We start from the raw sequence: 13743 nt of genomic DNA, 5'->3' as shown, positions 1-13743 counted from the left end.
ATGGCCGATCGGGACGAACTCGTCTTTCTTCCGCTGGGTGGAGTGGGCGAGATCGGGATGAATCTTGGCCTCTACGGGATCGGCCCGGCCCATGACCGCTCGTGGTTGATGGTGGACCTCGGGATCACGTTCGGCGACGAGACGACGCCGGGCGTGGACCTGATCTATCCCGACATCAGCTTCATCGAGGAAGAGCGGCACAATCTGGTCGGGATCGTGCTCACCCACGCCCATGAAGATCACTACGGCGCGGTGCTGGATTTGTGGCCGCGGCTGCAGGTGCCGGTCTACGCGACCGCGTTCACGGCGGGCCTTCTGGAAGCGAAGGCGCTGGAGAACCGGGTCGGTCACACCGTGCCGGTGACGACCGTTGATCAGGGCGCACGCCTGTCGCTCGGTCCTTTCGACGTCGAATTCGTCGCGATGAGCCACTCGATCCCCGAGCCGAACGCGCTGGTCATCCGGACAAGGCACGGAACCGTCGTGCATTCGGGCGACTGGAAGATCGATCTGACGCCGGGCCTCGGCCGGCCCATCGATATTGAGCGGCTGAAGGCGGTGGGCGACGAGGGCGTTCGGGCGCTCGTCTGCGATTCCACCAATGCTGTCCGCAGCGGGCGCTCACCGTCCGAGGCGGAAGTCGGTGCGCGGCTGACGGAGATCGTCAAGGCTGCACCGAACCGGGTGGCCGTGACGACGTTCGCTTCCAACGTCGCGCGTCTGAAGGCCGTGGCGATGGCGGCACAGGCGGCGGGCCGCGAGGTCGTCGTCATCGGCCGGGCGATGAAGCGGGTGATCGATGTCGCCCGGGAACTGGGCTATCTCGAAGGCGCCCCGAACTTCCTCGACGAGGAGGCATACGGCTATCTCCCGCGGGACAAGGTGGTGGCGCTTCTGACCGGCAGCCAGGGAGAATCGCGCGCGGCACTGGCCCGGATCGCCGCCGACGATCATCCCAGGGTGGCGCTCTCCAAGGGCGACCTGGTGATCTTTTCCTCCCGCACCATCCCCGGCAACGAATCCTCGGTCATTTCGATCGTGAACCAGCTTGCCGAGCAGGGGATTGAGATCCTCACCGATCAGGACGATCTGGTGCACGTCTCCGGCCATCCGCGCCGCGACGAACTGGCCGATCTGTACAGCTGGATCCGTCCCGAGGTTCTCATCCCGGTCCACGGAGAGCCGTTCCACCTGGAACAGCACGCCCGTTTCGCCAAGGCCCAGGGCATTCCGGAAGTGGTGAAGGGCGGCAACGGCGACGTGTTCCGGCTGGCGCCCGGTCCGGCCACCGTCGTCGACGAACTCGACACGGACATCCTCTACAAGGACGGCCACCTGATCCTTGCTCCGGCCGTGTCGGGCGCGGACGAGCGGCGCAAGCTGTCCTTCGCGGGCTGCGTGATCGTCAACATCGTGCTCGACGGCAAGGGCAATCTGGCGACCGATCCGGCGGTGGCCGCGTTCGGAATCCCGTCGGTCGACAGGGACGGGGACCCGTTCCCGGTCCTGCTTCAGGACGCGGTGGAAGAGGCGCTCGACGGCATTCCGCGCCCGCGCCGGCGGGATCGGGAGCTGGTCGCCAAGGCAGCCCGCCGCGCGGTGCGCAGCCTGATGAATGCCAGGTGGGGCAAGAAGCCCCTTTGCCGGGTGGAGGTCACGGCCCTATGACTGGAAGCGCAACGCCGTAAACGGGAGAGGGAACCATGATCGGGCGTCTCAACCACGTGGCGATCGCCGTGCCGGACATCCAGGCAGCGACCGCGGTCTATCGTGAGCAACTGGGGGCGGCCGTCTCCGAGGCGGTGGAGCAGCCCGATCACGGGGTGACGACGGTCTTCGTCGAGCTTCCCAACACCAAGATCGAACTCCTCGAGCCGCTGGGCGAGGACTCCCCCATCGCCAACTATCTGGCCAAGAACCCGGTCGGGGGCATCCACCACATCTGCTACGAGGTGCCGGACATCCGGGCGGCGCGCGATACGCTGGTGGCCGCCGGCGCGCGGGTGCTCGGCGACGGGGAGCCGAAGATCGGGGCCCACGGCAAGCCGGTCCTGTTCCTTCATCCGAAGGATTTCTGCGGCACCCTCACGGAGCTGGAGGAGGCCTAGAGCAAAGCCAGCGAAAGTGGGAACCGGTTTCGCGTCCGGCTTTGCGAAAAAAGAGCTGCAAAGCCAGCGAAAGTGGGCACCGGTTTCGCGTCCGGCTTTGCGAAGAAAGAGCGGCAAAGCCAGCGAAAGTGGGCACCGGTTTCGCGTCCGGCTTTGCGAAGAAAGAGCGGCAAAGCCAGCGAAAGTGGACACCGGTTTCGCTGGCTTTGTGCGGAGAGGGGGCGAAGCCGGCTGAGGTGCGGCCGCTCCGCGCGGGGAGGCATCGCTGGCCAGCGATACCGTCCGCATGGCATCCGAATTGAGGACAACCGATCCGACATGTCCGTTACGAGTCTCGTCGCCATCTACTTCATCGTCTGGTGGCTGGTCTTCTTCGCCATCCTGCCGTGGGGCAATCGGGCCCAGGCCGATGTCGATGGAGACAACATGGCCCCGGGCACTGCTCCGAGCGCGCCGGCCCGGCCGCGGCTGATCCTGAAGGCGCTGATCACCGCGGTGATCGCCGCGGCGGTGGTCTACGCCGTCAATGTCGCGATGACCTCCGGTCTGACCCTCGACGACATTCCGCTGCCCAATCCGCTCGATCACACGGTCGAAAGCGGCTAGATCCGGAACCGATCGGTTCAACACGGGACAGGATTGGGGCGAGCGCATGTGTACCCGCATTCTCTACGAGACCGGCAGCGGCAGCTACATCACCGGCCGTTCGATGGACTGGAGCGACGTGGAAATGCCCACGGACCTCTGGGCGTTTCCGCGCGGCATGAAGCGCGATGGAGGAACGGGTCCGGGGACGGTCGAATGGACCTCCGCGCACGGCTCCGTGGTGCTCTCGGTCTACGGGCTTGCGACGACCGACGGGATCAACGAGGCAGGTCTTGCGGGCAACCTGCTCTATCTCGTGGAGTCGGATTTCGGCGATGCGTCCGATCGCGGCAAGCCGACCATGTCCGTCGGGGCCTGGCTGCAGTACACCCTCGACAGCTTCGCGACCGTCGCCGAGGCGGTCGGCGCGATGGCCGACGATCCGATCACCATGATCACGGCCAATGCCCCGAACGGAAAGCCGGCAACCGTTCATCTGGCGCTCTCGGATGCCAGCGGCGACTCGGCGATCTTCGAGTTCGTCGGTGGCCGCCTGACGGTCCATCACGGGCGCGACTATCGGGTCATGACCAATTCGCCGACCTACGATCAGCAGCTTGCCATCAACGCCTATTGGGATCTGATCGGCGGCCAGCACTTCCTGCCCGGCACGATCAACGCGGCCGACCGCTTCGCGCGCGCCAGCTACAATCTCAAGTCCAGCCCGAAATACACCGATCGGCGCGCCGCGCTCGCCGCGGTGTTCTCGCAGATGCGGGCGATCAGCACGCCGCTGGGCATGAACGACCCCGAGAAGCCGAACATCTCCTCGACGCTCTGGCGCACGGTCATCGAACACGACGCACGGCGCTACTATTTCGATTCCGTCATCAACCCGGCGGTGCTCTGGGTCGATGTCGACAAGCTGGACCTCTCGCCGGGCGCTTCGGCGCGCACCCTGCGGCTCAACGATCCCGCGGACGAGGGCGGCGACATCACCGCCCGCCTGTCACCGGCGGAGCCGTTCCCCTTCCTGGTGCCGTAAAGCGTGCCCGTACGGAAGAACCGGCCCGTTGGGGCGGTCAGGCGAGCTTGAGCGTGACCACGCCGGCGATGATCAGGAAGATCCCGGCATACCGCATCGCCGTGGTCGGGTCGCCATAGACCAGAACGCCGAACATGAAGGTTCCGGCGGCGCCGATCCCCGTCCAGACGGCATAGGCGGTGCCCATCGGGATCGTCTTCTGGGCGAGCCACAGAAATGCGCCGCTGAGGGCCATGAAGAAGATGGCAATGGCGATCCCGCTCCATCGGGTCGACGGCGTTTGCGCCATCTTCAGGCCGACCGGCCAGCCGATTTCCAGTATTCCCGCGACAACCAGATAGATCCAGCCCATGCTGCAGCCCCTCCGACGATCCTCAGCCCCGGCAGATTAAGGCCCGGCCGGCCCCGCGAGTCCATCCGGTTTGCCGCAGCCGCGGAGGAGACAGCCTTACCGGTTGCTGGCCAGGACTTCCTCGGCCGTCGGCTCGATGGATTCGTCGTCGTCGCCGTCCGGTTCCATACCGTTCGCGTCGGGCTGCGGCCGTTCCTCCCAGTCGCCTTCCTCGCGCTGACGGTTCCACATCTGGGCATAGAGGCCGCCGTGGTCGATCAGCTCCAGGTGGGTGCCGCGCTCCACGATCCGCCCGCCGTCCAGCACGAGAATTTCATCGGCGCGCACGATGGTCGACAGGCGGTGGGCGATGACCAGGGTCGTCCGGTTCTCCGAGACCCGGTCGAGGGCGGCCTGGATCTCCTGCTCGGTGCGGCTGTCGAGGGCGGACGTCGCCTCGTCGAGGATCAGGATCGGGGGGCCCTTCAGGATCGTCCGGGCGATGGCGACGCGCTGCTTCTCGCCGCCGGACAGCTTCAGGCCGCGCTCGCCGACTTCGGTGTCGTAGCCTTTGGGCAGGCTCGCGATGAAGTCGCCGATCTGGGCCATCTCGGCGGCCTCCCGGACCTCCGCATCGGTCGCGTCGGTCCGGCCGTAGCGGATGTTGTAGGCGATGGTGTCGTTGAACAGGACCGTGTCCTGGGGAACGATCCCGATCGCCGCGCGCACGGATTCCTGAGTCACGGTGCGCACGTCCTGTCCGTCGATCAGGATGCGGCCGTCGGTGACGTCGTAGAAGCGGTAGAGCAGGCGCGAGATCGTCGATTTGCCGGCACCCGACGGTCCGACCAGGGCGACCGTGCGGCCCGGCGGCACCTCGAAGGAGATGTCCTTCAGGATCTCTCGGTCGGGGTCGTAGTTGAAGAAGACCCGGTCGAAGGCGATGGCGCCGTTCTTGACCGCGAGCGGCCCGGCGTCGGGCGCGTCGCGCACCTCCGGCTCCACGTCGAGGACGCCGAACATCGCCTCGATGTCGGCGAGCGCCTGCTTGATCTCGCGATAGACGAACCCGATGAAGTTCAGCGGGATGGAGAGCTGGATCAGAAGCGCGTTGATCATGACGAAGTCGCCGATCGACTGCGTTCCGGCCATGACGGCGCGGGCGGACATCACCATGCAGGTGGTCATGCCGATTGCGAAGATGACGGTCTGGCCCAGATTGAGCCACGCCAGCGAGGTCCAGATACGGATCGCAGCGCTCTCGTAGCGCTCCATGGAGCGGTCGAAGCGCGCCGTCTCCATCTCCTCGTTGTTGAAATATTTCACCGTCTCGAAATTGAGGAGCGAGTCGATCGCCTTCGAGTTCGCCTCGGTGTCGGAATCGTTCATCTCGCGCCGGATGCGGATGCGCCAGTCCGAGGCGAGCAGCGTGAAGGAGATGTAGGCGGTGACCGTCAGCGCGATCACCAGAAGGTACCAGAGGTCGAACTGGTAGGTGACGACGCCGGCGACCAGGATGAACTCCAGCACGGTGGGCAGCGAGTTCAGGATCGTGAAGCGGACGATCGTCTCGATGCCCTTGGTGCCGCGCTCGATGATCCGCGACAGGCCGCCGGTCCGGCGCTTCAGGTGGAAGCGGAGCGAAAGATTGTGCAGGTGGACGAACGTCCTGCGCGCCATCCAGCGGACCGCGTTCTGCCCGACCCGGGCGAACAGCGCGTCGCGGAGCTGGTTGAACGTCATCATCAGGATCCGGCCCATCCCGTAGGCCAGAACCAGCATGATCGGGACGGTGACGAATCCCGGCGCTCCAGCGCCGCCTTCCGACTGCGGGGCGGTGAGCGCATCCGTTGCCCACTTGTAGGTGTAGGGCACCAGAACCGTGATCACCTTGCCGAGGACGAGCGCGGTCAGCGCGATCAGGACCCGACGTTTCAGGTCCGGCCGATCGGACGGCCACATATAGGGCCACAGCGCCAGGATCGCCCGTCCGAGCTGGCCGCGATCCGCCGTCACGCGTCGCTGGGTCTGGGGTGCGGGTGCCATGCGGGGATGTGTGCTTTCGTCAGCGCGGCCGTGACGCCCGGTACCGAAGGCAGGGACGGGGGAGACCACTGGATGGTGGAACATGCGGCCGGAAAATCACCGGCCGAACCGGGACTGGGCGGGCATGCCCGTCCGGATTGGGAGCCGGGCCGCTCCGATCTCCGATAAACCGATGGCCGGCCCGACCGACGTCGCTACGAGATATACGGCACCGCGCTCTCACATCAAGAAACGCGGCGCCGTACGGGATCTGCTATTCCGCCGGCTGGGGATAGCTGGGGCCTTGGCCCGACGGCTCCGACGGACCCGTGCCTGACCCACGTCGACCCCGTATCTTGCGCCAGAGCGCTCCCGCCTTGCGGCTCCAGACCGACGGGGCTGCCAGGGCGACAGGCACCACCACCAGGGTGAGGAGGGTGGAGAAGCCCAGGCCGAAGATGATCGCGGTGGACAGCTGGATCCACCAGATCGACGTGATCCCGCCGACCGCAACGGTCCGGTTGAAGAAGTCCAGGTTGACCTCGGTCGCCATCGGAATGAGGCCGGCGATCGTCGTGATCGTCGTCAGCAGGATGGGGCGCAGCCGCTGGGCGGCCGTCTTCAGAACCGCGATCAGCGGATCGCTCACGTCCTCCCGCATCCGGTTGTAGGTGTCGATCAGGACGATGGCATTGTTCACGACGATGCCGGCGAGCGCCACCACGCCGGTCCCGGTCATGATGATGGAGAACTTCTGCCCGGTGATCGTCATGCCGATCAGCACCCCGAGCACCGACAGGATGACCGTCGAGAGCGTGATGGCGGTCTGGTAGAACGAGTTGTACTGGGTGACCAGGATGATGAACATCAGGAACAGGGAGCCCAGCATCGCCTTCATCAGGAAGGCGCCGGATTCCTGCTGGTCCTCGTCGGCGCCCCGGAACTTGAAGGAGATGCCGGACGGCCAGTCCTGGGTCGAGAGCCACTCCTGCAGCTCCGCGATCTTGGCGTTCGGATCGTAGCCTTCGCTCTGGATGACGTCGGCCTTCACCGACATGGCGTAGGACCCGTCCTTGCGCGTGATCGAGGACACCCGCTGCGACGGTGTGACGTCCACGAAGTTGGCGATCGGAACCTGGCCGTTGGGCGTTTTCAGCCGCAGGCTTTCGAACTGGTCGAGCGTCCGCTGGTCCTCGGGGAAGCGGACCCGGATGTCGATCTCGTCGTCGGAATCGTCCGGCCGGTAGGTGCCGATCAGAACGCCGGTGGTCACGAGCTGGATCATCGAGCCGACGGGGGCGATCGAGGCGTTGTAGCGGCCGGCCTCCTCGCGATCGATGTCGAGCTGCCATTCGATGCCGGGGAGGGGACGTCCGTCCTCGATGTCGCGCAGGCCGGGAACCGTGTCGAAGTGCTCCCGCAGGCGGCCGGTGACGGTCTCCACCTGGTCGTAGTTGTTGCCCTTGACCTCGAGCTGGATGTCCTTGCCGGTCGGCGGCCCGCCTTCGATCTTGCGGACTTCCGTCTTGATGCCGGGGATCGGAGCGGTGCGCTCCCGGATTTCCGCGAAGATCTCGGCCGCCGTGCGCCGGCAGCAGAAGTCGTCCAGTTCGAGCTGCAGTTCGCCGATCACGTCTGCCGGCTTGTCGTTGACGCCGGCGACCTGGAATCCTTCGCCGGATGAGCCGCCGCTCGGGTAGGCGTTCATGACGACGTTGTCGACCCCTTCGATCGCCAGAACTTCATTCTCGACCTGGCCGACTAGGGCCCTGGCTTCCGTGGCCGACATGTTGCCACGCGCGGAGACCAGCACGACCGCCACGTCCGGCTCTTCGTCGACGAAGAACTCGACGCCCTGGGCGTTTTGCGCGAAGGCCCCGATAATGACCACGGAGACGCCGACCACAGCAGCCAGCGTCACCAGATTCCCGGTGACGGTCCCGGCAAGCCAGTGCAGGGCGCGTACGTAGACGCCCGTCAGGCCGGGAATGGAATCCGGATTGAGATCCTCCGATGCGCTCAGGCGCTTGGCTGCGGCCTGCTCTTCCGCCGAGGCCGGTCCGCGCCCGAAGATGCCGCCGGCCACGGGAAGGAAAATCATGGCGGTGACCAGAGCGGCGGTCAGCACGATGATCACCATGATCGGCAGATAGCTCATGAACTCGCCGGCGACGCCGGGCCAAAGCAGCATCGGCAGGAAGGCGGCCAGCGTCGTCGCCGTGGACGAGGTGATCGGCCAGAACATGAGCCGGGCCGCACGGATATAGGCTTCGCGGCGCGGCATGCCTTCTACGATCTTCCGGTCGGCGTACTCTACGATCACGATCGCCCCGTCGACCAGCATGCCGACGGTGAGCACCAGACCGAACATGACCATCATGTTCACGGTCATGCCGAGCGCGGTGAGGATCAGGAAGCCGAGCAGGAAAGAGGTCGGAATCGCCAGGCCGACCAGGAGAGCCGACCTCAGGCCGAGTGCCGCGACCACGATGATCATCACCAGGCAGATTGCCGTGATGATCGAGGATTCCAGCGAGCCGAGCACCTCGTAGATGAAGCCGGACTGGTCGAGCAGATAATCGACCCGGATCGATTCGGGCCAGTCGGCCGTCGTTGCGGCGACCACGTCGCGCACCGACTGATTGTTCTCGATGATGTTGGTGCCGAGCCGCTTCACCACGTCGATGGCGATCGCCGGCTTGCCGTTCACGTAGGTGAAGGCGGACGGATCCTTGAACGTCCGGCGGACGTCGGCGATGTCGTCGAGGGTGACCACGCCTTCCGCGTTCTGCTTGATGGGCAGCGAGAACACGTCCTCGCGGTTTTCCACCAGCCCTGGGACCTTGACCTGAAAGCGGCCCTGGCCGGTGTCCAGAAAGCCTGCCGGCACCAACTGGTTGTTGTTGGTCAGAGCCCGGATCAGTTCGTCCTGGGTGACGTCGTAGGATTCCAGGGCCGTCCGGTCGATGACGACTTCCAGAAGCTCCTCGCGGTGGCCCTTGAGATTGGCCTCGCGCACCGTCTCGATCGCCTCGATCTCGTCCTTGAGCTGGCGCGCATGGCGGTAGAGCGTGCGCTCCGGCACGTCGCCGGACAGGGCGACCGTGATCGTCGGCACGAGCGAGAAGTTGGTCTCGTTGATCGTCGGCTCGTCGGCCTCGTCGGGGAGTTCGGCCTTCGCCTGATCGACCTTGTCGCGGACGTCCGCGAGAGCGGTGTCCTTGTCGAAGTCGGCCTCGAACTCCAGGATGATGCCGGCATGGCCTTCCGAGGCGATCGCGGTCAGTTCCTTGAGGCCGTCGAGGCTCCTGAGGTCCGTTTCCATCGGACGGACGAGCAGGCGCTCGGCGTCTTCGGGCGAGACACCCTGCTGGGTGATGGACACATAGAAGACCGGGACGTCGATGTCCGGGTTCGCCTCCTTCGGGATCGCCAGATAGGCGAAGATGCCGGCGGCGATGCTGACGACCATGATCGTCAGCACCGTCCGGCGGTGCCGGATGATCTGCTCGAGGGCGTCGATCACGAGCGGGTCCCCCGGGCCAGCGCGCCGGAGTTCACGGGCTCGACCGTTTCGCCTTCAACCACGTAATCCTGGCCGACCGAGATCACCGTCACGGCGTCGGGGAGGCCTTCGACCCAGATCCCGTCCTTGCCATGGCCCAGGATCGAGACCGGGTGGAAGACAACCTTGTCGTCCGACGTGACGGCGCGTACGCCGACGTCGCCGGCATCCGAGAGCGTGAGAATTCCGGGCGACAGGCGGTGGGCCCTCACCGGGGGAAGCGGAATGGTGGCCAGCGCGGTCACACCGTCGCGCAGCTCGCCATCGGGGTTGGGAACCTCGATCTCGACGGTGAACGTCCGGGTGGCTGGATCGGCGGTCTTGGAGATGAAGCTGATCTTGCCGGTGACTGTCTCGCCGGTGACCAGCGAGACGTCCGCCTCCATGCCCGATTTCAGCTTGCCGATATCGCGCTCGGAAATCTGGCCGGTGATCTTCATCGGGTCGGTGTCGACCAGGGTTGCGCACACGTCGCCGATCGACAGCATCTCGCCGGTTTCGGTCATCGGCTGTTCGACGGTCCCGGCGACCGGCGCCTTGATCGTGGTCCGGTCCAGCTCGAGCTGCGCTTCCGCCACGGTCGCCCGGGCGGCATCCAGAGCCGCCTTCGTCGCGGCGACGCGCGTGTCGGATTCGAACTGGCGTTCGCGGAGTTTGCTCGCGGCGTCATAGTCGAGCTCGGCCTTGGCGGCCTCGGCCTTCGCCCGCAGGAGCTGGGCCTCGCGCACGCCCTTGTCGAGCTGGCACAGCACGTCGCCCTCGGCCACTTCGTCACCGGCAGAGATCCTCCGCTCCGCGACCCGGCCGCGCGTCTCCGCGCGCACCGGCACTGTCGCATCCGCCTCGGTGCGGCCGCGCATCTGAAGGGTCGTGCGCCGGTCCTCCGCCTGAATGGTCGTCACTTCGACGCGAAACGGTGCGGCATCGCCTTCGGCCGTGCGTTCGGCCGGGGGCGGCACCGCGTTCGGTGAATCGGCCTGTCCGCCGATGACGACGTCGCCGGTGCTCATCCAGCCGGCGATGGCCGCAGTGATGACGACAGCGGCGGCAATCGAGCCTCTGATCCTGAAGCGCATGATCGATCCCCCTATCGAACCGCCGCGCGTGCGGCAGGCTGCGCTGTGTCTTCGGCTTCCCCGCTGGCCATGGCTTCAAGCTCGGCGCGGTTGGCCTCGAGAAAATCCAGTGACGCTTTCATGCAGTTCTGGCCGTACCGGCAGATCCAGTGGGCGCCGGCATGATCCGTCCCTGCGGCGATCGAAGCGAGATGATCGAGTTCCCCGCGGATTTCCGCGATCCGGGCCTCGATCACCCTCACGAGTTGCCCGCGCGACAAAAGCTCTGCGTTCATCGCGACGAGCAGGAACGGCGATCGGAACACGTCGGGCTCCGGATCGTCGGTCAATTCCCTGATGAGCGCTTCCCGCCCGGCGTCAGTGATCGAATAGACCTTCCTGGCCGGTTTTCCCGATTGGGCCTCTTCCCGGACCGTGACGAGGCCGTCAGCCTCGAGCCGGGCGAGCGCCGGATAGATCGAGCCGAAACTCGCATCCACGAAATAGCTGTATTTCCCTTCCACAGACATCTTTTTGATGTCGTAGCCGGTGGTGTCGCCAGCCTGAAGAATGGCGAGACAGAGTGTTCTGACGTTCATGTGGTGCTCGCATAACCGCTCCGGACGGCGCCGGGGCGGACCCTTGCATATATAGGCTCGATATATCTACGTCCTTTATATGACGACGAGATATACGCGCGACAACCCCTCGTGGATCGATGATCCCGAAAAGAATGCGTGGTTGGTGATTTCGCGTGGGCCCGGGATGCGACGGCGCGCCGCGAATTCGGGTCTACTCCCGGGGGCCCGGGTGCCCTACTTTCACGGCGTCCAACATTGATGGGAGCCGGTCATGAACCGCGACCGCGAGCTTGTTCTTTTTCTGGTCCGTCATTGGCTCGTCGGGGCCGCGGCGACCGTGGTGGTGGTCGCCGCGCTGTTTGCCACCGATCTCGCCGGCATCCGGGGCCTCGTCATGGAGTCCCCGAACCCGGTCCTTCCGACCGTGATGCTTCTGTTCGGGTTCCTTGTAACGCTGACCAGCGCCTCGATGGGAGCGGCGATTATGAGCCTTGGCGACACCGATCGCCATCCGCCGCAGCGGCCGCACCGGGCCCCGAGCGGGGCGATCCCGGCGCTTGTACCCGTCGTCGTCAGGCCGCGTCGCTGAAGTTCTTCCGGCTGAACTCGATATCGGCGACGGTCGGCAGGCTGTCCTCGTTGCCGAGATGCTGGACCGCGTGGGCGGAAGCGGCGCGCGCGAACGCGAAGTGCTCTTCCCAGGATTCCTCCGGGCGCGCCATGGCGGAATACATGTAGGCGCCATGGAACACGTCGCCGGCGCCGTTGGTGTCGATCACCTTGTCCGACGGCACCGACAGGGCGGGCATCCAGCGCGGGGCCTCGTCGCCCTCGTACCAGACCAGGCCCCGTTCGCCGAGCGTCACGCCGCCGACCTTGCAGCCCTTGGCCCTCAGCAGTTCCAGCATTCCGGTCTGCGACACGCGCATCTGCTCGCACATGCGTTCCGACACCACGGCAACGTCGATGAATTCCAGAAGCTCGTCGGTGTTGGAGCGGACCGCGCCACCATCCAGCGACGTCAGAATTCCGGATTCCCGGCAGATCTTCGCGTAGTGAAGGGCCGCATCGGCCATGTGGCCGTCGAGATGCAGACCGCGGCAGCCGTCCAGGTTCAGGTTCGGGAAGGGGTGGAGGTAGTCGTCGTCGCGGCAGCGGACGATCGCGCGCTTGCCGTCGTTCGGCATGATGAAGGAGAGGGACGCCTCCTTTACCTTCCGGCTGTGGATCGTGATGCCGTAGCGATAGGCCATTTCTCGCAGCATCCGGGACAGCCAGTCGTCGGCCATCTGGCAGATGATGTCCGGCGACAGACCGAGCTTGCTGCAGGCGAAGGCGGCCGTGACCGCGTTGCCGCCGAAGGAGACGGAATAGTCGTCGGCGATCGTCTTTTCGTCACCCATCGGGATCCGATCGGTGAGAAAGGTGATGTCGATATAGGCCTGCCCGATGAAGAGGGCCTCCATGCGTCAATCTCCATGACTTGGGTGCGGTTCGGGACGCGGCCGGCAAGGGACGCATCCGGCCATCATTCGGCTTGAATTTGTCCCGCTAAAAATTGGCGTTTACCGTATCGAGGGAAAGTCGTATCTCGTCAACGCAGAGAACGAAAGCAGAGGAGCGGTCATGCGGATTCTCATTGTTCCAGTCATTCTCGGACTGATGGTTGGTGCCTGCACGGAAACTCAGACTCAGCGCGGCGCGACCGGTGCGCTCATCGGTGGCGGTCTCGGCGCCGCGACGGGCGCGATCATCGGCGGCGGCGATGTCGGCTCCGCGGTTGCCGGCGGTCTGATCGGCGCGGCTGCCGGCGGTGCGGCCGGCGTGGCGACGGCGCCGAAGGAAGATTGCTACGTCCGCAATCAGTACGGTGAGCTCGTCCGCGTCTCCTGCTGATCGGCAAGGAGAGAAGACGGCCTTGAGGGCGCCCACGGGCGCCCTTTTTCTTGCAGCCGTCCGCGATGGAGACGGCGACATCGGCCGGTAACCGCTCTGCCATAGGATTGGTTCGTGTCCCGGCCGCGTTGGCCGGTCATCGTTGAGGAAGTCCCATGACCCGTATTTCACTTGCGATCCTTGGCGCCGCAACGGCGCTCGTTCTGTCCGGTCCGGCCGGGGCCCAGAGCTTTGACTGCGCCAATGCCTCGAAGCCGGACGAAAAAGCGATCTGCGACAGCCGCCAACTCGCGAACCTCGACGTGAAGAACGCGACCCTCTACGAGGTCGCCCGCAATCTCGTCGCCATGGGTCAGCGAGGCGACCTGCAGGACGGCGAACAGGCCTTCCTGAAGAAGCGCGCCGCGTGCGGGTCGAGCGTCTCCTGCATTGCCTCCGCCTATCAAGCCAACATCGCCTCGATCCAGTCGGTCCTCGACCGCATCTACAAGAACGGGCCGTACTGACAGTTTCGGGACAGCCAGCAAACGAAAACGGGTGGAATCCGGTTCC

At 65.5% G+C, this 13743-nt stretch carries 13 protein-coding genes; 7 read left to right on the top strand and 6 right to left on the bottom strand.

The genetic code is table 11. The features are described 5' to 3' along the window. From J2S73_RS13635 to J2S73_RS13620, 4 genes are all read left to right on the top strand, one after another. Positions 1–1668, top strand: a complete 1668-nt coding sequence (locus J2S73_RS13635; RefSeq protein WP_306886101.1) for a ribonuclease J — start codon at positions 1–3, stop codon at positions 1666–1668. 35 nt (positions 1669–1703) lie between these two features. Further along, positions 1704–2108 carry a methylmalonyl-CoA epimerase gene (gene mce, locus J2S73_RS13630; RefSeq protein WP_306886100.1) on the top strand — a complete coding sequence of 135 codons (405 nt, stop codon included), beginning with the start codon at positions 1704–1706 and terminating at the stop codon, positions 2106–2108. A 318-nt stretch (positions 2109–2426) separates the two neighbouring features. Continuing rightward, positions 2427–2714, top strand: a complete 288-nt coding sequence (locus J2S73_RS13625) for a DUF1467 family protein (protein ID WP_306886099.1) — start codon at positions 2427–2429, stop codon at positions 2712–2714. A gap of 46 nt (positions 2715–2760) precedes the next feature. Then, positions 2761–3738, top strand: a complete 978-nt coding sequence (locus J2S73_RS13620) for a linear amide C-N hydrolase (protein ID WP_306886098.1) — start codon at positions 2761–2763, stop codon at positions 3736–3738. 37 nt (positions 3739–3775) lie between these two features. On the opposite strand, the gene J2S73_RS13615 is transcribed toward J2S73_RS13620, so the two are convergent. The 5 genes from J2S73_RS13615 to J2S73_RS13595 all read right to left on the bottom strand — a co-directional run bounded on the left by J2S73_RS13615 (position 3776) and on the right by J2S73_RS13595 (position 11313). Beyond that, the gene (locus J2S73_RS13615; protein WP_306886097.1) at positions 3776–4090 is read right to left on the bottom strand and encodes a DMT family transporter; all 315 of its coding nucleotides are present in this window, start codon (positions 4088–4090) and stop codon (positions 3776–3778) included. Positions 4091–4186: 96 nt separating this feature from the next. Next, positions 4187–6115, bottom strand: a complete 1929-nt coding sequence (locus tag J2S73_RS13610) for an ABCB family ABC transporter ATP-binding protein/permease (protein ID WP_306886096.1) — start codon at positions 6113–6115, stop codon at positions 4187–4189. Between the two features lie 253 nt (positions 6116–6368). Further along, complete coding sequence (locus J2S73_RS13605) at positions 6369–9620, bottom strand: efflux RND transporter permease subunit (RefSeq protein ID WP_306886095.1); 3252 nt, start codon at positions 9618–9620, stop codon at positions 6369–6371. Continuing rightward, positions 9617–10735 (bottom strand): efflux RND transporter periplasmic adaptor subunit, encoded by a 1119-nt coding sequence (locus J2S73_RS13600; protein ID WP_306886094.1) that lies wholly within the window; start codon positions 10733–10735, stop codon positions 9617–9619. The genes J2S73_RS13605 and J2S73_RS13600 overlap by 4 nt, the downstream gene beginning before the upstream one ends. An 11-nt stretch (positions 10736–10746) precedes the next feature. Next, positions 10747–11313 (bottom strand): PadR family transcriptional regulator, encoded by a 567-nt coding sequence (locus J2S73_RS13595; protein ID WP_306886093.1) that lies wholly within the window; start codon positions 11311–11313, stop codon positions 10747–10749. Between the two features lie 253 nt (positions 11314–11566). On the opposite strand from J2S73_RS13595, the gene J2S73_RS13590 reads away from it, so the two are divergent. Next, positions 11567–11884, top strand: a complete 318-nt coding sequence (locus tag J2S73_RS13590) for a hypothetical protein (protein WP_306886092.1) — start codon at positions 11567–11569, stop codon at positions 11882–11884. Here J2S73_RS13590 and J2S73_RS13585 read toward each other — a convergent pair. After that, positions 11868–12761 (bottom strand): PfkB family carbohydrate kinase, encoded by an 894-nt coding sequence (locus J2S73_RS13585; protein WP_306886091.1) that lies wholly within the window; start codon positions 12759–12761, stop codon positions 11868–11870. The genes J2S73_RS13590 and J2S73_RS13585 overlap by 17 nt on opposite strands. Before the next feature lie 160 nt (positions 12762–12921). Between J2S73_RS13585 and J2S73_RS13580 the strand changes: the two genes are divergently transcribed. Beyond that, a complete protein-coding gene (locus J2S73_RS13580) occupies positions 12922–13191 on the top strand; it encodes a YMGG-like glycine zipper-containing protein (RefSeq protein WP_306886090.1) in 270 nt (89 codons plus the stop codon). 155 nt (positions 13192–13346) lie between these two features. Further along, positions 13347–13697 (top strand): lysozyme inhibitor LprI family protein, encoded by a 351-nt coding sequence (locus tag J2S73_RS13575; protein ID WP_306886089.1) that lies wholly within the window; start codon positions 13347–13349, stop codon positions 13695–13697. The last annotated feature ends 46 nt before the right edge of the window (positions 13698–13743 follow it).

It is taken from the genome of Amorphus orientalis (genome assembly GCF_030814015.1).
Classification (GTDB): domain Bacteria; phylum Pseudomonadota; class Alphaproteobacteria; order Rhizobiales; family Amorphaceae; genus Amorphus; species Amorphus orientalis.
The sequence above is the reverse complement of the archived record's forward strand: the minus strand, read 5'-3'. Positions and strand labels throughout refer to the sequence as shown.